Here is an 18,501-nt window from a genome sequence, read left to right as displayed (position 1 = left end):
GATCACGCGGTCATTTCGAGGGCGTAGCTGCGCCACAGATCGAAGGCATCTGATCTGGCGTGGCGGTAAGAGATGGCTGAAAGTCGGTAGCGGCGGGGTCTGAATATCACATTGATCTGGTCATGGGCGGAGAGGAAGCGCTGCGCTTGCCCGACCGACTTGAACCGGCCCATGAGCTTTTCTCGTTTCCGCGTTGGTCGGTGCGAGCCCTCAATACGATTATTCAGGCCCTTATGAGCCCGGTGATCTGCGTCTGGAGCCAGCTGGCGGATCGGTTTGATATAGCTGCGCAATTTGTCCGTGACGATAACGCGAGGCTGGCCAAACCGGGCGATCAACTGTTTCAGAAACCGCCTGGCTGCCTTGGCGTTCCGCCTCGGCTGCACCAGAATGTCGAGCACATCGCCGTTCCCGTCCACGGCCCGCCATAACCACATCTTGATGCCGTTGATCGGGACGGCGACCTCATCGAGGTGCCACTTATCTGACGCTGCGGGCCGGTCGCGCTTGATGCAATGCGCGAAATGCCGACCAAACCGGTTCACCCATTTCCGAACGGCTTCCCGGCTGACGATGACGCCTCGCTCGGCGAGCAGATCCTCTATATCCGCCGTGCTCAGCGCGAACCGATGATAGGCCCAAACGGCATAGGCGACGACTTCACGGGGAAAACGATAGCCCTTCAGGCGCGGCATCTCAGCTGGTACATTCATGGCGACCGGCTAAACACCCTCGGGCGCGTCTGCAAGTTGGCAATCCCTCTTGGAGACGTCAAGCAGTTTCAGGCGTTACTTTTGTATGTTCACCCAGCAGTGGCGCGTAACAACTTTCCTTTTTAAGAGCGCCTTCGCTGCGAAAACCAGGCATAAGAGCCGTTGGTTCTTCAGGAACATTCAAGCTTGGTGTCTTGTGGTACAACTCTGTCAAAAACTCGTGAAGATCACGAACACGCGCGGCTGCAACGCCCCCCGCGATGAGCGCTCTTTCGAACTCGGCTGCTTCCAGTTTTCGAATTTCGGCTGACAATTCAGAGCCAAGTTCGGGGCTGGCAAGGTTGAACAAGAAATCGGTGTCGGACAATCCGTCTGGCAGGTAGGGCGGCAGTGCCAAGTCCGCTCGGCCCACGATGCTGCACAATGTTCGAAACTGACCCATTGTATTGGCGGCAATCGACACATAGCCATCAGCGGCTTCGAAGGTGCTCGCGCCCGGACTGCCGACAAATCCTCGATTGCCCACGCGGGGGGGCGCGGCATCTGTCGCGATTGTCTGCGCATAGACGGTTGCCATCAGCAGCATCGCGCTGTCGACCATGGAAACATCGATTTCGACGTCCGATGTGTCGCCTTTTGCGCGGCGCAACAAAGCCGCCAGAATAGCAGTGGCTGCCGACATGCCCGTTGCCGTATCGACAACCGGGAAACCGACTTTGACCGGTGGGCCCTCTGAGCCCTGCATCGCCATCATTCCCGTGGCGGCCTGGATGACATGATCGTAGGCCGGTAAGGCAGACAGTTCTCCGGTTTGCCCCCAGCCCGAAATGGAGCAGTAGATCACATCGGGGCGAACGCGCCGGATATCACCTGCAGATAAGCCGAGGCGCTTAGCGACACCGGGTCTGAAGTTTTCGACGAATACTTGGCACGAGCTGGCCAATGCGAGCAGATGATCGCGGTCCTTTGCAACTTTTAGGTCCAGCGTGACCGACTTTTTTCCAGCGTTCAGGGCACGGAACGCTGGTGGCACCCCATTTTGGTCTGGTTGTGTGCGCAGCGCCCGCATTCCGTCGCCTTCCCCCGGACGTTCGACTTTGATCACTTCGGCCCCCATCATGCACAATTGATGAGTTGCCATCGGGCCAGCGATGACATGGGTCAGATCAAGAACTCTTATGCCTTCAAGTGGCAACTGCGAAACGTGGGGGCGCGTGCTCGTCATTCATTGAACCTCTGTAAGTCCTCATCAATTTCATCCATGCGCCTGTCCAGTTTGGCCAACAGCGCGTTTAACGTATTCCGCTCATCTTCGCTGAGAGCATCATGAACGGCGACCCGGCGACGGTGCATGCTTGGTCGCATCCGCTCATAGAGATCGCTTCCCTCCTGGCTGAGGGAGAGCCTGCTGGCTCTGCGATCCTTCGGGTCGGGCGTGCTGTGCAATAGACCCTTGCCCTGCATCGTTTTGACGGTTCGGCTGATCAAAGAGTCATCGCTTTGCAGATATCTCGCGATTTCTGCGGCCGTACCGGGCCCGTAGGTGGCCAGCAGCATCAGGACCCGCCATTCCGAAAGCGGCGGGCCCGATAATTCCCTTAAAACCCTCGAAGCCTGAGATGCATGTCTCTGACTGAGACGGGATATTTTGAACGTCACAGATTCCTGAAGGGGCTCAGTCGTGTCGAACGGTTTTGGATGTTTTTGCTCCATAGGTGATCCTTCGTGTGATAGTTCAATACGTGCATATACCGGACATGTCCAGCAAAAGGTTGACATGTCCGGTTTTATACTGGTACCGCTCCAACATGGAGATTTTGGGAGGAACTACCATGAAAAAGCTTCTCGCTATTGGAGCAATTGCGCTTGGCTATTCCATAGCAGCGACGGCGAGTCTCGCAGAAGACTGGACTCCTCCAGGGCCAATAACGATGCACATCGCGTTTCCGCCCGGAGGAGGCTCAGACAGTCAGGCGCGGCTGATTGCAGAAGAACTGGAGAACCGCTTCGGCTGGACGATCACGCCGCAAAATACGCCCGGGAAAGCGGGGCTTATCATGGCAAAAGAAATGCAGGATGCACCGACAGATGGCACCGTCTTTGGCATAGGTATTTCCGAAGCACTTGACTACGGCATGGCAGACGGAACCGCAGGCATGACACCGGATGATGTGACCCCGATTGTCACTACGACGCTGGCTGAGGTTGCGTTCGTCGTGCCCGCCTCCAAAGGTTGGGAAACCTTCGATGATTTCGTCGAGGCTGCCAAGTCCGGCGAGACTTTGAGAGTTGGCGCCATCACCCCAAAAATCGCTGACGTGACCTATCTGCTGGGGAAAGCAGCGGGCATCGACATGAATATTACGATGGTACAGGGCGGAAGCGGAATGATAAACGCGCTCTATGCGGGCGATCTTGATGCAGGATTTGTTGCGGGGGCGCATTCAAAAGGTGTCAAAGCGGGCGAATTGGTAGAGCTCGTTTCGGGCATGTCACGCCCGCTGAACCTGACGCCGGATGCCCCGTTGTTGGCTGATCTCGGCGTGCCCTACAACCTCGATATCTATTTCATGTACTTTGGACCAAAGGACATGGACAGCGCGGCGCAGGCCCAGTTGGCCCAATCAATCTCGGAGATTGTGCTGGACGAGACCACGAAAGCGGGCGCGCTGCTCCAGGCAAATTTTGGAGGCGGTGAGGCCATTTCGGGTGAGGCGCTCCAAACCTTTATCGACGACAGCTTCGTATCCGCCAAGGAACTGATGCAGGCGGCGTCCGAGTAGTGTTGCCTCTGGACCGTGCCAGCTGAGGCCGGCGCGGCCAACATCGTTGTGAGGAATGCCGGATGTACCGATTAAACATCTATATCGGGAGTGGCGCGGTGCTTTTGGCGCTGGTCGGGTTGTTCCTTTGGGTCCCTCAGGACACGGGCACCGGCCTGATCGTTCGCGTCCGCCGGCAAGTCAGTATCGGCGACGCACTTGCGCCGACCATCGCGTTTACCCTGCTGGCAATCGGCGGCGCGCTTCTGCTGATCGAGCCGCGCAAGCGTTTTGACAACGAAGTGACGTTGGCGCCATTTTTGCATACTGGCGCAATCGTTTCAGTCATTATCCTAAGTCTTTTTACGATGCGGTACGCAGGCCCGGGCGCTTTGCTTGTAGCTGAAGGTTTCGGCGCCGCAGAAACCGAGTACCGTCTGGTACGAGAAACCTTCCCGTGGAAATACATCGGCTATTTCTTTGGCGGTGTCACAATGATTGTTGGGATGGCGTCTTTATCCGCCGGATGCCTGCGGGCGCGGACCGTCATTATTGCTGTCGCGGCGACACTCATTTTGATTATGCTCGTCGACGTGCCATTTGACGATCTGTTGCTGCCACCCAACGGTGACTATTGATGCAGCCTCTGGACTACGTCGTCGCCGGGATGCAGGCGGTCATTTTTGGCCCGGCCGCTTTCGAGCTGCTCGGCGTTCCAATCCCACTGACGCTGGTGATGGTCTTTGCTGGCGTGGTCACTGGCATCTTGGTTGGCGCAACGCCCGGTCTGGCCGGGCCGATGGCGATGGCGATCTCCCTTCCGATCCTGATTTCGTTCTTTGGATACAACGTCGAAGCCTTGCTGCCGGTTTTGGGGTTTCTGATCGGCATCATGAAAGGGGCGACCCTCGGAGGGGCGGTTCCAGCCATTCTGTTCAACACCCCCGGGACACCGGATGCCTATATGACCACATTGGATGGCTACCCTCTGACGCAGAAGGGCCAGTCCCGCAAGGCATTGAAGGTCGCACATCTGTCCTCAGTCTCTGGTGACACGTTTTCCGACATTGCGCTTTTCGTGTGCGCGCCATTTGTTGCCTTGATGGTCGAGCGGCATCTGGATTTTCCCGAGAAGACCGCGCTTCTGATCCTCTCGCTCAGTTTTATTGCAGCAGTTATCGGCGGCTCTCCTGCCAAAGGGCTGATTTCGGTCGCGATGGGATTGATTGCTGTTTTCATTGGGGGTGGCGAGGACTTCTACCCACGACTGTCTTTGGGAACCGACGCTTTGGCGGGCGGGTTTTCCATTATGACGGCAATTCTGGGGGTATTGATCGTCGGCGCGGTCCTGAAGGAATACGAAGACCTCTGGCACAAAAGCAATCTGTTTGGAGCGCGTGAACGGATTATCGACCACGGAGACCAGCGCTTAACCCGCGCGGAAATCCTCCGCATTGCGCCCTATGTCGGCCAGTCATCCCTCGTGGGCACGATCATTGGTGCCCTTCCCGGCATTGGAACGACGCTGGCAGCGGCGCTTGGTTACCAGTTGGGACGGGCGCGCTATGCGCGTCGCCGCCCGGAAGGCGCGCCAGCTTTTGGGGAAGGGGCCATCGAGGGCGTGGCCGCGACTGAAGCCGCCAACAGTTCCGTATCCGGATCGAACCTGATTCCGGTGCTTGGCTTGGGCATCCCAGGCAATGCGGCGGCGGTCTTTATCATTCTCGCCACGGATTCCATTGGGGGGTTCACCCCGGGACCTTCGGTCTTTCGCTTCAGTGAAAGCGTAGTGAACACCGAGCTCGTCCTTGTATTTGGATTGTTCACTGCGATGCTGTTTGCCAATTTCGTCAACTGGACGTTTGGCGGGGCGTTCATGCGGGCTGCGACTGTCATGGTGAGGGTGCCCAAACGAACCTTGCTGCCGGTTGTTTTGCTGCTGACCTTTACGGCTGTCTATGCCCAGGAACCAAGCATGGAGTCGCTTTGGTTCACCTTGGGTTTTGGAATTTTGGGGTATTTGATGCGCAAGGTCGACATGTCGCCTTTGCCATTTGTGATTGCTTTCGTTTTGGGGGGAAGCCTTGAGAACAGCGCGCGTCAGGCCTTCTCGGCCACGGGCGGAGATCCTTATTTCCTGTTTTCCAGCTGGATCGCCATCTTTTTTCTGGCTGGATCCGTTGTGACCGTTGTGCTCGGACTGCGGCAGAAACGGTCCGGCAGCACGCAGGCATAACAATAGATGCCACTGCTGTGCCCGATAGGCAGGCGCTTTCAAATCCGCCAACATTAACCATGCCACTAAAAAGGTTGTCCCCTACTGCCAACATATACAATCCCGCAGAATCGGTCAGTTTGGGCTCTGAGCCGCTTTGCGGCGTTGCAGGGAACCATTCGGTCTCAATGTCGCACGAATGTCGGCTTCCAGTTCGACGCTCTGGTTGGTTGGTGATAGCAGCGAATGGCAGCTTCCCGCCCCATTCTGTCGAATATCTAGCCATCAAAATTCGCATAAATAGGTAATATGTGGGGCATTGGCAGCGATCACCCGTCAAGGGTCCGAGCCCGAGCGCCTTGACTGTCAGACACCGACCTTACCCCCCAAACGCCGACCGCCCGCGCAGGTTTTGCGCGGGCGGAGTGTGTGCTTGATCCGTCAGGGAGGAATTAGATCAGGCGTAGGTCTTGAAGGGCTCGAGGCTCTCCTGGAGGCGGGCATTGGCGAGGTCGAGGACTTCTTTGGTGTCCGACACATTGCGGTCGAGGGTGGACTGGGTGGAGACGGTGGTCATGGCGATGGCGGTCTTCACGTCGCGGGCCTTCAGGATCTGCTGGCCCTGCTGCACGGTCTCGGAAGCGGCGTTGCTGAGCTTCGACAGGATCAGCTTGTCGACCTCAATCACTCCCTCGGCAAAGCTGCGCAGCGCGGTCGTGTAGAGCGAGGCGAAGGTGCGGGCCTCAGAGGTCGCCGCGTTCAGGTTGGCGCTGGCGCGGTCGGCGAGCTTCTCGACCTTGTTCTCCACCTTCTCGGCGGCGTTTTCGACTTTGGTTTCGACTTTTTTAGCAGTGGCAGCCATGGGGGCCTCCTATCGGTTGGATCTGTGTGTTTGCGTCCTTGTGGGACAGAAGATAGGGGCGGAATGCTGCGCTGCAATAGCGCTATGCTGCATTGCAGCATATGACGCTACGGCACGGGGTATGGGAGGGGTTGAGCCCCCTGCCCGGCTCAGTCGACCCAGCCCCAGAAGCCGTGCTTCCGGCCGTGATCCTTGCGCAGGGAGCGGACGAAGCTCTGGTGATCCGGGTGGGGACCATAGTCGTCGATGGCGGCTTCAGCGGCGGCGCAGGAAGCGAGGTGGCGGGCGGCGTGGCCGTAGCGGCTGGAGCGGGCTTTCTCCAGCGCGAAGAGGATCATCGACCGCCAGATCAGCACCGCGGCCAGCGGGTGCTCGGGAGCGAGGGCGTCGGCGGCGGGGGTGAGGATCTCGTAGGCGTTGCCATCGAGCTCCCCTGCCCGGCTGAGCACCAGCCGCGCGCCGAGGGCCGGATCGGGCCACTCGAGGCAGAAGGCCAGCGCGTCCCAGAGCGACGGATGGGCCAACACGTGCTCCTGCGCCCGGATCAGGGCTTCGTCATCCTCGAAATCGGGCAGGCGCTTGAGATAGTCGCGCAGGGTCGGCACGCAGAGGCGGGTCTCGAACCGGGTCCAGAGGGCGGCCTGCAGCTCCTCCTCCCGGCCCAGCTCTTTGAGACAGGCGAAATGCGCCTCGTCCACATCGGGAATGTCGAACGCGCGCTCCCGCGCCTCCTGCCGGGCGAGACAGGTTTGCACGACCGCCAGCGCCTCCTCCGCCCGACCGGCGGCCAGCAAGCGCTGCGCGGCGGCGGGGGCGATGGTGTGATAGGTCAGCTGTTCGGGCGTGTAGCGGGCGAGCCAGGCGTCCACATCGCCCTCCAGATCCGCCACGTCCTGCAGGATGGTCTCCAACGTGCGACCCCGTCTGTCCCGCAGGATCTCGAAGATCCGGGCCGGGTCACCGAGAGTGCCGCAGCCCTCCACATCCACCGGCTCGACCGGCGCCGCGCGCGCCGCCTCGGCCAGCGTTTTCAGCCGGGCGAGACCCTTGGGTCCCAGCGCCTCGCCCAGCGCCGGGATCGCACCGTCATATTCGCCGTAGCCATTGTCCATCAGCGCGTCGAAGACGGTGCCTGCCAGTTCCTCGGGATCGAGGGTCAGGCGCGGCGCGAGGTCCGCGATTGCCTCCATGGCCGCGTCCATCACATCGCCGATGACGCCGTAACTGTCATCGGTGCGCTCCTGGATCTGCGGCGAGAGGCCGAGCAGCGCCCAGAGGAGCTCGAACCCGGTCTTTGCCTCCTCCGGCCCGATCCGCTGTCCGATCAGGTCGATAAGCTCTTTGAGCTCGCGGGCAAGCTTACGCTGGGCGGAACCGTCAAGCCAGCTCTTCGCGCGGCGGATCTGGGAGAAGCGTTTACGCACCTCCGCCGCCGCCTCGGCCGGGCTCTGCTCCGCGTTCAGCACCATCCGCACCCGCCGCTGCCGCGCCGCATCACCCTTGACCGCCTCCAGCAGCAGATCGGCCAGCGTCTCGGCCCCGAGACCCACAAGGTTCTTCTTGTTCAACGCCTTCGCGGCCATGGCAGGGGTCCTCTCGGTTCTGAGCGATACCACCGTGAGAGGGATGAGAGGTCAAGGCGGGATGGTCCGGATCAGACACCGGAGGCCCCTGCCCTACCCGTCCGCTGATCTGTATCCGCGCCGCGTTTTCACCGCCGCCAGCTTCATCAAAGCCGTCACCGCCTGCCCCTCATCGGCGTGGTGCTCAATCAGCACCCGGCCCCGACACCCGATCCGCCCCCATTCCCGCACGAGGCTCGCGCCCCCAAAGAGATCAGGCTGCACGCTCATCCGGTAGAACCGCCGCATATTCAGGGTCAGCTCCACCCGCTTGAGATCAAGCGCCGTGGGGAAGACCTCCAGCTGGTTTGGATCGTCAGACATCGCACGCAGCACCTCCATAACAGAGGATATCAAGGCCGACACAACACGGCTACCGTGCAGACAGGGGCTGTTTCCCTACCCCTCGGACAGACCGGCTCATCCGGTTAAGAGATCCGCATTTTTGTGACACGGCCCACAGATCGTGTTAACGAAAGTCCAATTTCTTAACGTGAGGCGAAGATCATGTTAAAGCCGACCTACACCCTCCCCCCTCTGCCTCCCGCGGTCGATATCGAGACCGTTCCGGTGTTGAAAGCCCTCGCTCGCGCAAGCCGTGCTCTCGCCGATCTCAAGGGACAGGCAAAAACAATCCCGAACCAGGGCATCCTGATTGATACGCTGGCCCTTCAGGAGGCCAAAGCCTCCTCCGAGGTCGAAAACATCGTGACCACACAGGACGAGCTGTTCCAGGCGGATCTCTTTCCGGACGATCCGCAATCCCCGGCGGCCAAAGAAGTCGCTCTTTACCGCGATGCGCTGCGACTGGGTTACGCCCATTTGCTTGATACGGGTGGCTTGATCCCGAACTCAGTGCTGATCGACATGTTCCGTCTGCTGAAGGGACGCAGTGACGGATTTCGCGTGAAACCGGGGACGGCACTCAAGAACGAGCAAACCGGCCAGATCGTCTTTGTTCCACCCCAGGACGCCCGCGAGATCATCGAACACATGACGGCGCTCGAAAAGTTCATCAACGTCGATGATCTCTGCGACCTGGATCCCCTGATCAAAATGGCGCTCATTCATCATCAGTTTGAAAGCATCCATCCGTTTGCCGATGGCAATGGACGCATTGGGCGCATCGTCAATGTCCTTTACCTGACCCGAACAGGGTTACTGGACATTCCCGTGCTGTACCTGTCGCGCTTCATCACTCGGAACAAGGGGGACTACTATCATCACCTGCAAGCCGTTCGGGACACCGGAGACTGGGAGAGCTGGGTCGTCTATATGTTGGACGCTGTGACCGAGACCTCCGCCACGACCTCCGAGATTGTCGCGGAGATCCGCCAGCAGATGACGGAGGTGAAACACCGGCTTCGGCGCGAGATGCCGAAAATCTACAGCCAGGACCTTCTGAACAACCTGTTCCGCCATCCCTATACCCGGATCGAGTACCTTCAGCGGGATCTGTCAGTCAGCCGCCAGACCGCCGCCAAATATCTCGATGCCCTGGCTGAAACTGGTTTCGTCGAAAAACACCGGTCGGGAAAGCACAACTACTTTGTCAACGTCGCTCTGGTGAACCTCTTTCTGGACGTATCGGAGGGGCGGTGAAACCCGGGCGCATCATGCGCCTGTTGCGTCGCCCGTCCTGACGGGGCCATTCTGCAGGACAGGCATTCGACATTGAAACGCCCAGGCGTCGTGGCCGAGCCGGACGAGAGTGACGTCTGCGAAGGTGGTTTTACCGGAGATGTCATACAAGCTGAGACCGGCATTAGGTTGGTGATGACGGCCGAACCCACCGGATATCAGTTTTCAGCGATTTCGACGGGGTCGCACGCATTGCGATACAGCCCGCTGGAAGCAAAGGACTGCCAACGTCTGTGACAGTGCCAAGTGAAGAGTAAATCCCACGTTATTTTGTCCTTGTCATCGATCTCGAGGAGGGCAGGGGCGGGACCTCAATGTTGTGAGCTTCTTTAGTGACCTTTGCCGCGACGAACGGGGCGACCGGGAGCACAGATTTCTAACTCACCGGTCTCAGACCCACCATCAGGCAAAACGGGGTAGACGATCACGATCTGTATTAACCTGTGGCACACGATGTCTTCGGCGAGTTCCTGGACCGGAATGTAGGCCTTGATGCGCTGGCGTTGGAGTGGCTGAGAGTGAGTTTGTCGATGGGGTTCTCCGGAACGGCGACCTAGTGATTTTCTCAGCGATTTTGTGATCAGGTTTTCCCCACGACGGTTGACGGAAGCTGCTCTTGGGATATTACCCCTCCTTTTTTTACAGCTTTTTGTCTCTCGAAATGTCCACCGCGGTGGACACTATGCATTAGCTTGATCTGAGCGAGACAGCCGCTCGAGCAGCAGGGTTGGATGGAAGTCAGATTCTCTGCGACCGAGGGTGATGCTGTGAAAGTACGCTGCTAAATGTCGGATGCCATTACTCATTTGTAGAATTATGAATATTGCGCATGATGCGTTTTTGGATCCTACCTTTGCTGTAGCCTTATCAAAGGTGCTTTCGTGGATTCCCATCATTGGAGCGAGTGTTCTGGCGTGTCTTTCGACGTCATGCCAGTTTCTGAGTGGAGTTGGAGCAAAAGACGCGGCTTGTTCGCAAACTGATGTGAGTTGCTCGACGGGCGGTATTGTCTTGTCGCTCGGTCTTTCTGAATCTTTTTGTTCTTTTTTAGACTTAGATTGGTGGCGGACAGTTTGTCCGTCGTTGGCGGGCAGTTTCGTTGCTTTTGGCAGGTCCACCGCGGTGGACATCTGTTCACATTGAGCTTTGACCTCATCGAGGAAAGCACGATATTCTGCGACCGAGAGTTTCCGGCGGAGAACTCTGCGCACGTGAACAGAGAGTTCGTTCTCGGGATCAAATTCATCGAGTTGTGCAAGTCTGGTTAGTATTTGCTTCCGCAAGAAGACGCGATCACGACGTGAGTTTTCCATTTCTTGGGCTGCTGCAAGTAGTTCGTCGGCACGCGCCAGAAACGGAGTTAGCGACAGGCCATAGCTAATGGACTGACCACCGGAGGATTTCACTCGATATCTCTTGCGATTAGGACTGTCGTGGCGCGCCATTAAACCAAGTTCGACAAAGCGATCAATATGCCTACGGAGGGTACGTTCATCAATCCCACCAATTCGGCGGCATATTTGGTCGTTGGAAGCGAAAACTGTATCCCCGTGTCCAGGCCTGAGAAAGCTCAGCATCGCTTGGAGTGTTTGAACATGACCTGGACGGAGACCGAACAGGCTGCGCGCGTCTCTGAGTGCGCGGAAGACTGCCCAGATGTCGGTTTCAGGTGTTGACGCGACAGGGATGCCCTTGTCTTCGTCGGAGGTCTGAACTGAGAGCTTTGTAAATGCCATGTTTGTTGAACGACGACCATTGCGACCCATAACTTCCCCGACACTTCACGCCGGTCGTGGCAAGAAGAGGCAATAAAACAGTGTCCACCGAATCGGTGACCCTTGACCGCTATGTCGGAGATTGCTACATCAAAGATGCTAATCAGATGATGAGGGCTCTCCGGGGGAAACCTTGGGGGGCTCTTTCTTTTTGGTCTTCGCCTTTCTCCTCTGCTCGTGTTTTGGTTGCGACCGGGGATTAGTTCCCCGAGCCTCTCTCATTCTGCCATTGTTCGAAAAGCTCTTGCAGCGTGGTTGCCGCGCGCTCTTCGAGCCATTGGCAGAATCCTGGATTGTCCTTGCGGGTGATTTTGATAGCGATAGATTTGCCATCGACCGAAAGTGTGCCGACAGGACGATCACTTTTGTCCTTTACCACGGTCGTTTGGCTGCGGGCGCTTTGGTTGGTCGTTCCACGCGCCTCGCTGGTGCAAGCGACGTAGATAGTTTGAAACTTGTCTGAGCTTGGAGTGGTGTCAGGGAGACCGGCAAGTATCTCACGTGCAATGTCAACAAGCGGAACCTTCTCTGAAAGGGCCGCGAGATCACCCCATTGGCGTCGACCGATGCCATGAGCCGGACCGATAAGTCGGATAAGCTCGTCAGGCAGTTGCTCTAAGACTACACGATGGTTCGACACACCTTGTCGGGTGAGGCCCAGAGCGTCCTGAATGACACTGGGCTTGTAACCGGCTTCTTGCATCTCTCTGATAAAAAGAGATTTTTCAATGAAGGACGGATCCAGACGCAGGTTGTTTTCCTGACCTTGGGCGATCAGAGAAGCATCGTCATCGAGTGTTCGAACGATCGCTTTGACGGTTCCACCAAATTTTCGAATGGCTGCAAGTCTACGACGTCCGTAGATGATGCGATATCGATCCGGTTGGTCAGAGGGGCGAACCATGATCGGCACTTGCTGACCATGCTTACGAATGCTCTCTGCGAGATCTTCTATGCTACTGTCTTCCAGGATCAGGCGATCTCGAAGACCATCCATATCGATCCGATCGGGATCGATATCTCGGATCGAATTGGCAGTGATCTCTCGGAGAGATTCCCGCAATCCACCAACCGAGCCAGGTAGCTTCGAGGACTTGATCGGGGCAGGGGAGGGGCCTGCCGACTCTTCCTCGTCCTTCCGGGGTTGGTTGAAGATATTTCGGGCCATCAGCGACGTCCCCATGCCATTTGGATTGTCTGCTCCAGCTCATCGGCAACGCTATTTACGCTGGTCAAAGCCCGATCAATGGTCTTCCGAATGAGCTGGCTCGGGTCTACCTCGTATATCGTTTGCTGAGTCATGCCTGCGTCAGAAATTGCTGTCGACTTCAGCATCGGTTCAGTCATGACTTGGCCAGCAAGGATTGAACGTAGGTACCCAGCCATTTGCGTTTGCGGCCCGTCCGAGGGCTCGTACCGTGTGATCAGGAACTTTACGAAGTCCCAAGTGACATGTCGCCCAATCGCCTCTTCGACGGCTTTGACGGTTTCCGAAGCAAGCTTGAGAAACTGGCTCATTGAGGCGATGTCTAGCATGCCAGGAACCACGGTCACTAGCAGACCCGTAGACGCCGCCAAAGCGGTCAATGTCAGAAAGCCCAACTGCGGAGGGCAATCGATCAGCACAATATCGTAGCCAGATTCAACTTCTTCCAACGCTAACGCCAAACGCTCGGCAAATATTGGTTGAACGCGGTTTGCCAGTGCGTTTGCTGTCTCGGTTTCGTATTCAGACAGCATCAAGCCAGCCGGGACCATGTTGAGGTTATGAAAGTATGTTTTCTGAATTACCTCTGAGAGGGGGACCTGATCTTCATACTTCAAAGCATCATAAATCGTACCACCTTCCACAAACTCTAGTTCCGGACGGAAGCCGAAAAAGGTTGTTAAGCTGGCTTGCGGATCAAGATCCAGCACCAGAACCCGGTAACCGCGGAGCGCATACCTGTGTGCCAAATGGATCGTCGCTGTCGTCTTCGAGCTTCCGCCTTTGAAATTAACGACTGATATGATCTGAAGGCTGTCGTTGCTGCGGCGCCCGGGTCGGTACGCGTCAGCGTTCTTCCCTGTCCGCGTCAAAATGTTGCGAAGTTCGTCAATTTCTTCGGCCGTGTAAAATCTGTGGCCGCGCCCGTCTGTGTGAACTTCCGGGAAGCTGCCATCTTTGTGGCGATTGCGTAGGTTTGATGTGCTGACGCGTAATAATTCGGCAACCTCTGTGGAACTGAAGCGGCGCAAGGATTTCCGTTCCTCTGGTTCGAATGCAACCTTCATCTGCCGGTCTAGCGATTCCGCAAGACTGTCGGCAAATTTCCCTATATCCGAAGACCCTATGCCTTGCGCATAGCTTTTGTTCGCATCGTCCATGCTCTGCCGCCTGTCATGGCCTTTTTTAAGGCTCATTATCGTTTTGACGGTAAAAGCCCTGTCTGACGCTTTTTACTGTCAGAACTGAAATGCCACGAACATCTGAGTCCGGCAAGAAAAATATAAAGATGGCGGAAAGTTATCCACAGCGTCAAAGCTGACTGTGACACTATGTGTTCCTAATGCGCTGATTGTGAGAGGAAAAAGAACCATCGCGAGGCACAAGATCACGCTGCGAAATTTCTCTTCCTTTTTCATCAATCTTTGGCCCGCTTCGTCTGTCACGGTTGCAGAAGGTCGCGTGGCGGGGTGATTCTGGGATTTGTTCCTGCGGGCCCTCAGACATCCGGAGCGCAATTTTTGCACCCCTTTCCCGCTGAGCGGTCCGGCGGTAGCTTATCGACGGCCGTCCATCACTCCGAGCTCGTGCCACATCCAGGTGAAGTCATAGCCCGCGATGGCAGCGTTGCTCCGGGCGCTACCGTTTTCGAGGTGCTTGAGCCAGCCGACCACCTTATCCCGCGTTGACGGATCGCGGGCGGCCTCTCGGGGGGAAAGGCCGTCGAGCATCGGCAGCGGGCTGTCGAGGGTGCTGCGATAATGCAGGTCCATCTGCTCCTGAAGGATCTGCTGCACCAGTTCAGGTGGGATCGCGCCGTCGTCACAGGCAGTGGCGTCGTTCGCTGCGCTGACTTGTCCAACGGTTTCGATGCTTGTCAAAGGCGGGCGCAGGACCTCGCCCAGAAGGTCGGTGATCACGGCTTCGGCCTTGGCGGCGCGGGCCGCGGAATCGACATTCACGATTAGCGCGCGGCCCTTCAGCTCCACCGAGCCGAAGACCGGATAGCCTTCGCTGGCGGTGCTGTGCCGGATCTTGCCTGTCTCAATCCAGACCCATGATTTCGATCCCTCCGACATCATGTCACGGCGTTTGTTCAGCACAGGCGCGATCTGCTTTTGGGTGACGCCCTTGGCAAAGGGAAAGCGCAGCTCGTGGAACATCAGCGGATCGCCGTCGCGATTAAGGATTTCCGGCTCCTCCTGATCCAGCATCCGCTCCAGTTCGGTTCCGAGCCAGATCCCGGTGAAGAGCGACGCGAGGCCGAACAGGATCTCGCGCGTGATCTGAACGGGGCTGCCATCCTCGTCGCGGAGTGCGTCAAGGAGCATCGCGGTGGCGTCGGCGGTGTAGGGTAGGGCGGCCCCGGACATGACAAAGTGATCTTCCCAAGGGACCACGCGCACCGCAATTCGGTCCCATTGATGCAGGCTCTGGGTCGCGCTCTTCTCCTGCACGGCTACCGGATCCGCGCCGGTCAGCAGGTCGCGCAGCACCATGGAGTGTCCGGGACGCACGTCACTGACCTCGTAAAGGCTGACAGGCGTGTCCCGGAGCGCCGCAAAATAGGCGCGGTTTGCTTCGGTCTCGGCCCAACCCCGGCGCTTGAGATAGAGATCGATGATATTTCCGTCCGGGTAGCGCCGGGCGAGAAAGTCCTCAAACCCGCAGCCCCAGAGCAGCATCGTCGCGGACTCGCCCAGCAGTTCCTCGAGATCCTCTGACCCGAGGTCGAACTCCTCCATCGTGGGATGCGGATGCTCGCCGACCACCTCCTGTAAACGGTCGTGCCACAGTTGCTCCTGTGCAATGAAGTTGAGGAGGGCGGAGAGATCAATGCGACCGCTCATGAGGACTCCCTGTTTGCTCCGCCTGATACAAATCGCAAACGGCGCCGGTTGGCCAGATCCCTTGAATGAAGAGGGAAATAGAATTACTACTGAGTAGCATAAAAGGAGCTCACCCATGTCTGTCAAAGCCTCCGTTTCCTTATCCGAGCAACAGGACAGCTTCGCCCGCGCCCTCGTCGCGGATGGCAAATATGCCAGCGTCAGTGCGGTGGTGCAGCGCGGTCTGGAACTTTTGCGGGCCGAAGCCGAGCGGGAAGAGGCCGAGCTGAACGCGCTTCGGGCCTTTTTCCAGGCGCGGGCGGATGGCGATTTTGTCCCGGCCGAGGACGGCCGCTGCCGGACCGAGACGATGCTCGCCCGCAAGCGCCTCCAACATGGCCTTTAGGGTTGTCCGCAGCACCGCCTGTGATGACGATCTTGAGGCGATCTTCGATCATCTCTTTCTAACCTATCAGGATTTTGGCGACAGCCCATCCGAGGCTTTCGACAGAGCGGCAGATCGTCTGCGCAAGGTTGAAACCACAATGGAGGCGCTGGGCACGGCTGCGTTTCAGGGCGAGCGTCACGACGATATCCTAAGCGGGATGAGACACGTGACGAAAGATCGGGCGATCTTTTACTTCACCCTCACCGAAGCGCTAGAGGAACTCCGGGTTCTCGCCGTCTTCTACGGTGGCCAGGACCACCACTCCCACGTGCTCGCCCGGATCCGGACGGGTCGCGTTTGAGCGTGGCGAAGCGGGACTTTGACGTAAACTGAAATTGGTGGCCCCAAAGCCACCGATGTCCTCATCACGGGCCGTTCATCCCGGTCGTCAACACGAAGGATATGTTCCGCGCCAAATTGATCTGACGACGGTGAGTTCATCAGGCCATGGAGAACAATCATCATGCTTGTCGGAGCGCAGTTAAGCAGGTCCTGCAATCACAGGTATCGTTAGTAAACGGTCGATTGCAAATGAGTGCAAGGGGTGGCTCTGGCTTTGAGCAGAGGGGCAGGGGCCTTGTTTTTCTAGGCGGAGCGCGATCAGGGCGGGGGATAAGGCGGAAGAGATTGGTCTGGGAAGGAGCCCGATGGAGTCGGTGATCAATGGCTCTCTAGTTGTGTGCATAAATGCCATATCTTGCACATATCGAGTTAAATCTCATAATATGTGAAGGTACCGTGGGCGGTCTCTATCAGGATCCGGAACTGCCGGATCACGTTCCTTTCTTGTCGATACTATCGTGGATGTCTGTGAGTCAGAAACGGTGCAGGGCGTGTGGCGTGCATCGCTGTCGCGCCTACTTCATATGAGAGGGTGCGCAGGGTCTTGAAGCGCTCGGTATGGTTCTGCGCGATGGCGAGCGGTAACGCGGTTGGGTCCCCATGCAACAGCGCCCGGGCAGCCGCTCGGCCGAACACCGTCCCCGGAGCGATCCCCCGGTCCGAATAGCCATAAACGGACAGCGCACGTGGCCCAATCGATACAACTTTTGGCAGGTGATCGGCAGTCATGGCAATCGCTCCGGACCATTCGTGCTCGAATGGCGTTCCGGCCAGCTCCGGGTAGATCTGCGCCAGCTTGCGCGCAGCCCAGGCCCGATGCACAGCGCCTTGCGGCCCGGCGACATTGCCGACCCCGCCGATGATCAACCGTCCGTCCCGGTCAAGCCGCAGCGAGCTCATGACCCTGCCCGTATCCCAGCAGCCTTCGCCGCCGGGCAGGATCGTGGCCCGTTGCGCCCCCGTCAGCGGAGCCGTGGCAAACTGGCTGAAATACACCGGAACGAAGGCCGGGTCCGGCGCGCCTTCCAGTGCCTCAGCATAGGCGTTCGTCGCGAGCAGCAGATGGGTCGCGTAGACTGCGTCGCCTCGAACAACGACGATCCAGTCGATGCCGTCATGGCCGATCCGGGTGATCGGGGCGTGCTCGAAAATGCGGGCTCCTGCCCGCCGCGCCGCCTGTGCAAGGCCGCGGCAATAGGCCAACGGCTGCGCGGTGCCGGCGCGCGGATCGAAGAGGCTGCCGTGGAAGGCCATCGACCCGGTGCGGCGCGCGGTTTCGGCCCGGTCCAGAAGCCTCACTGGCGCGCCGATGCGGTTGCCCTGACGAAAGCGGCTCTGCAGATCAGACAGCCTGAGGCGGCGTGAGCTAGGTGAAGCGTGCCGTTCCGAGTTGCCTCACAAGCGGAGATGTCTTCTGGCCGGATGTGGAGGTGATCATTCCGCCACCGGGCAACGCCGTCGCGGGCGATTGCGCGACCCGCAATGTCCATATCCAGATGAACGCCGACCACGGTCGCATCGCATGGCAAAAGGCGACCGGCTACGGTCAGCGCTCCCGTGTCGAAGCCCAGATCGGTCGCTACAAGCAGGTGATCGGACCCGCGCTACGAGGTCGAAATATGGAGAGCCAGACGACCGAGACTCTAATCGCCGTCAAAGCCCTCAACCGCATGACCGACCTCGGTCGCGCGGCCTACGAGCGTGTCATCTGAACCGGCGGGGAAAGGGGGAGCTGCGTTCAACGAATGGTTTATGCAACACGGTTGTGCACAACCACGTATTCGAGCATGTCCAGGAAAAGGTCTACACAATACTCCACGCGATCCCCCGAGCAGTCCCAGTCCGACATGCCCGGCACGGAGTCGCAGGATTCCGCCATCCAGGACTGATCGATGTCCTTGGCGATAGGGAACGGGTTTGCAAGAATTCCGGGCAGGTGAGCGATGCTGGCGGCCCGCGTCCAGAGCGCACGGATCAGCCCATCCTCGACTATGATCGCTCGCGCTCCGTCACGCGCATAGGCGATCGCACGACGCCCTGTAAGCGGCCAAGCTGTTTTGCCGCTGTAACGATAACCGAGAATTAT

At 58.3% G+C, this 18,501-nt stretch carries 19 protein-coding genes; 7 read left to right on the top strand and 12 right to left on the bottom strand.

The window, feature by feature from the left end:
- Window positions 1-2 precede the first annotated feature (2 nt).
- Genes FEV53_RS13230 through FEV53_RS20900 form a run of 3 tightly spaced genes read right to left on the bottom strand, consistent with a single transcriptional unit; the run spans window position 3 to window position 2,426 of the window.
- On the bottom strand, window positions 3-713 hold the full coding sequence (locus tag FEV53_RS13230; RefSeq protein WP_142835298.1) for an IS6 family transposase: 711 nt from the start codon (window positions 711-713) through the stop codon (window positions 3-5).
- Window positions 714-771: 58 nt separating this feature from the next.
- Window positions 772-1,938, bottom strand: a complete 1,167-nt coding sequence (locus FEV53_RS13225) for a CaiB/BaiF CoA transferase family protein (RefSeq protein ID WP_142835297.1) — start codon at window positions 1,936-1,938, stop codon at window positions 772-774.
- The gene (locus FEV53_RS20900; protein WP_281283490.1) at window positions 1,935-2,426 is read right to left on the bottom strand and encodes a MarR family winged helix-turn-helix transcriptional regulator; all 492 of its coding nucleotides are present in this window, start codon (window positions 2,424-2,426) and stop codon (window positions 1,935-1,937) included. The genes FEV53_RS13225 and FEV53_RS20900 overlap by 4 nt, the downstream gene beginning before the upstream one ends.
- Before the next feature lie 119 nt (window positions 2,427-2,545).
- On the opposite strand from FEV53_RS20900, the gene FEV53_RS13215 reads away from it, so the two are divergent.
- From FEV53_RS13215 to FEV53_RS13205, 3 genes are all read left to right on the top strand, one after another.
- Entirely contained in the window at window positions 2,546-3,496 is a 951-nt protein-coding gene (locus tag FEV53_RS13215; protein ID WP_185962200.1) for a Bug family tripartite tricarboxylate transporter substrate binding protein, read from the top strand.
- A 62-nt stretch (window positions 3,497-3,558) separates the two neighbouring features.
- On the top strand, window positions 3,559-4,113 hold the full coding sequence (locus FEV53_RS13210; protein ID WP_142835294.1) for a hypothetical protein: 555 nt from the start codon (window positions 3,559-3,561) through the stop codon (window positions 4,111-4,113).
- Window positions 4,113-5,711: a tripartite tricarboxylate transporter permease gene (locus FEV53_RS13205; protein ID WP_142835293.1), complete on the top strand. Its 1,599-nt coding sequence runs from the start codon at window positions 4,113-4,115 to the stop codon at window positions 5,709-5,711. Before FEV53_RS13210 ends, FEV53_RS13205 begins: the two co-directional genes overlap by 1 nt.
- Window positions 5,712-6,147: 436 nt before the next feature.
- Here the strand turns inward: FEV53_RS13205 and FEV53_RS13200 are convergent, their stop codons facing one another.
- The 3 genes from FEV53_RS13200 to FEV53_RS13190 all read right to left on the bottom strand — a co-directional run bounded on the left by FEV53_RS13200 (window position 6,148) and on the right by FEV53_RS13190 (window position 8,498).
- Complete coding sequence (locus FEV53_RS13200) at window positions 6,148-6,552, bottom strand: phasin family protein (protein ID WP_142835292.1); 405 nt, start codon at window positions 6,550-6,552, stop codon at window positions 6,148-6,150.
- Window positions 6,553-6,701: 149 nt separating this feature from the next.
- A complete protein-coding gene (locus tag FEV53_RS13195; RefSeq protein WP_142835291.1) occupies window positions 6,702-8,135 on the bottom strand; it encodes a DUF6880 family protein in 1,434 nt (477 codons plus the stop codon).
- Between the two features lie 93 nt (window positions 8,136-8,228).
- Window positions 8,229-8,498 (bottom strand): WGR domain-containing protein, encoded by a 270-nt coding sequence (locus FEV53_RS13190; protein ID WP_142835290.1) that lies wholly within the window; start codon window positions 8,496-8,498, stop codon window positions 8,229-8,231.
- Between the two features lie 183 nt (window positions 8,499-8,681).
- On the opposite strand from FEV53_RS13190, the gene FEV53_RS13185 reads away from it, so the two are divergent.
- A complete protein-coding gene (locus FEV53_RS13185; protein WP_142835289.1) occupies window positions 8,682-9,776 on the top strand; it encodes a Fic family protein in 1,095 nt (364 codons plus the stop codon).
- A gap of 719 nt (window positions 9,777-10,495) precedes the next feature.
- Here FEV53_RS13185 and repC read toward each other — a convergent pair.
- The 4 genes from repC to FEV53_RS13165 form a co-directional block, all read right to left on the bottom strand.
- Window positions 10,496-11,581 carry a plasmid replication protein RepC gene (gene repC, locus FEV53_RS13180; protein WP_246100817.1) on the bottom strand — a complete coding sequence of 362 codons (1,086 nt, stop codon included), beginning with the start codon at window positions 11,579-11,581 and terminating at the stop codon, window positions 10,496-10,498.
- 208 nt (window positions 11,582-11,789) lie between these two features.
- On the bottom strand, window positions 11,790-12,758 hold the full coding sequence (gene repB, locus FEV53_RS13175; protein ID WP_246100816.1) for a plasmid partitioning protein RepB: 969 nt from the start codon (window positions 12,756-12,758) through the stop codon (window positions 11,790-11,792).
- A complete protein-coding gene (gene repA, locus FEV53_RS13170) occupies window positions 12,758-13,957 on the bottom strand; it encodes a plasmid partitioning protein RepA (protein ID WP_142835287.1) in 1,200 nt (399 codons plus the stop codon). The genes repB and repA overlap by 1 nt, the downstream gene beginning before the upstream one ends.
- Window positions 13,958-14,353: 396 nt before the next feature.
- Window positions 14,354-15,646, bottom strand: coding sequence for a DUF7986 domain-containing protein (locus tag FEV53_RS13165; protein WP_142835286.1), 1,293 nt, complete (start codon window positions 15,644-15,646; stop codon window positions 14,354-14,356).
- 115 nt (window positions 15,647-15,761) lie between these two features.
- On the opposite strand from FEV53_RS13165, the gene FEV53_RS13160 reads away from it, so the two are divergent.
- A complete protein-coding gene (locus tag FEV53_RS13160; protein WP_142835285.1) occupies window positions 15,762-16,031 on the top strand; it encodes a ribbon-helix-helix domain-containing protein in 270 nt (89 codons plus the stop codon).
- Window positions 16,021-16,374, top strand: a complete 354-nt coding sequence (locus FEV53_RS13155; RefSeq protein WP_142835284.1) for a type II toxin-antitoxin system RelE/ParE family toxin — start codon at window positions 16,021-16,023, stop codon at window positions 16,372-16,374. The genes FEV53_RS13160 and FEV53_RS13155 overlap by 11 nt, the downstream gene beginning before the upstream one ends.
- A 494-nt stretch (window positions 16,375-16,868) precedes the next feature.
- Here FEV53_RS13155 and FEV53_RS13150 read toward each other — a convergent pair whose 3' ends face one another.
- Window positions 16,869-17,714 carry an NAD(P)/FAD-dependent oxidoreductase gene (locus FEV53_RS13150; RefSeq protein WP_246100815.1) on the bottom strand — a complete coding sequence of 282 codons (846 nt, stop codon included), beginning with the start codon at window positions 17,712-17,714 and terminating at the stop codon, window positions 16,869-16,871.
- 71 nt (window positions 17,715-17,785) lie between these two features.
- Here FEV53_RS13150 and FEV53_RS20895 point away from each other — a divergent pair, with 71 nt between their 5' ends.
- Window positions 17,786-18,127, top strand: coding sequence for a hypothetical protein (locus FEV53_RS20895; RefSeq protein ID WP_185962204.1), 342 nt, complete (start codon window positions 17,786-17,788; stop codon window positions 18,125-18,127).
- A 38-nt stretch (window positions 18,128-18,165) separates the two neighbouring features.
- Here the strand turns inward: FEV53_RS20895 and FEV53_RS20890 are convergent.
- Window positions 18,166-18,501 (bottom strand): hypothetical protein (locus FEV53_RS20890; protein WP_185962199.1); only part of this gene is annotated, 336 nt, incomplete at its 5' end.

Origin of the sequence: Palleronia caenipelagi, assembly GCF_007004065.1 — a bacterium.
Lineage (GTDB): Bacteria > Pseudomonadota > Alphaproteobacteria > Rhodobacterales > Rhodobacteraceae > Palleronia > Palleronia caenipelagi.
Note: the sequence above shows the minus strand (reverse complement) of the source record. Positions and strands in the feature narration are given on the sequence as shown.

Bases quoted from the DNA above. Each gene is read 5' to 3' on its own strand.
- FEV53_RS13230 (WP_142835298.1), bottom strand. From the start codon at position 713: ATGAATGTACCAGCTGAGATGCCGCGCCTGAAGGGCTATCGTTTTCCC.
- FEV53_RS13225 (WP_142835297.1), bottom strand. From the start codon at position 1,938: ATGACGAGCACGCGCCCCCACGTTTCGCAGTTGCCACTTGAAGGCATA.
- FEV53_RS20900 (WP_281283490.1), bottom strand. From the start codon at position 2,426: ATGGAGCAAAAACATCCAAAACCGTTCGACACGACTGAGCCCCTTCAG.
- FEV53_RS13215 (WP_185962200.1), top strand. From the start codon at position 2,546: ATGAAAAAGCTTCTCGCTATTGGAGCAATTGCGCTTGGCTATTCCATA.
- FEV53_RS13210 (WP_142835294.1), top strand. From the start codon at position 3,559: ATGTACCGATTAAACATCTATATCGGGAGTGGCGCGGTGCTTTTGGCG.
- FEV53_RS13205 (WP_142835293.1), top strand. From the start codon at position 4,113: ATGCAGCCTCTGGACTACGTCGTCGCCGGGATGCAGGCGGTCATTTTT.
- FEV53_RS13200 (WP_142835292.1), bottom strand. From the start codon at position 6,552: ATGGCTGCCACTGCTAAAAAAGTCGAAACCAAAGTCGAAAACGCCGCC.
- FEV53_RS13195 (WP_142835291.1), bottom strand. From the start codon at position 8,135: ATGGCCGCGAAGGCGTTGAACAAGAAGAACCTTGTGGGTCTCGGGGCC.
- FEV53_RS13190 (WP_142835290.1), bottom strand. From the start codon at position 8,498: ATGTCTGACGATCCAAACCAGCTGGAGGTCTTCCCCACGGCGCTTGAT.
- FEV53_RS13185 (WP_142835289.1), top strand. From the start codon at position 8,682: ATGTTAAAGCCGACCTACACCCTCCCCCCTCTGCCTCCCGCGGTCGAT.
- repC (WP_246100817.1), bottom strand. From the start codon at position 11,581: ATGGGTCGCAATGGTCGTCGTTCAACAAACATGGCATTTACAAAGCTC.
- repB (WP_246100816.1), bottom strand. From the start codon at position 12,758: ATGGCCCGAAATATCTTCAACCAACCCCGGAAGGACGAGGAAGAGTCG.
- repA (WP_142835287.1), bottom strand. From the start codon at position 13,957: ATGGACGATGCGAACAAAAGCTATGCGCAAGGCATAGGGTCTTCGGAT.
- FEV53_RS13165 (WP_142835286.1), bottom strand. From the start codon at position 15,646: ATGAGCGGTCGCATTGATCTCTCCGCCCTCCTCAACTTCATTGCACAG.
- FEV53_RS13160 (WP_142835285.1), top strand. From the start codon at position 15,762: ATGTCTGTCAAAGCCTCCGTTTCCTTATCCGAGCAACAGGACAGCTTC.
- FEV53_RS13155 (WP_142835284.1), top strand. From the start codon at position 16,021: ATGGCCTTTAGGGTTGTCCGCAGCACCGCCTGTGATGACGATCTTGAG.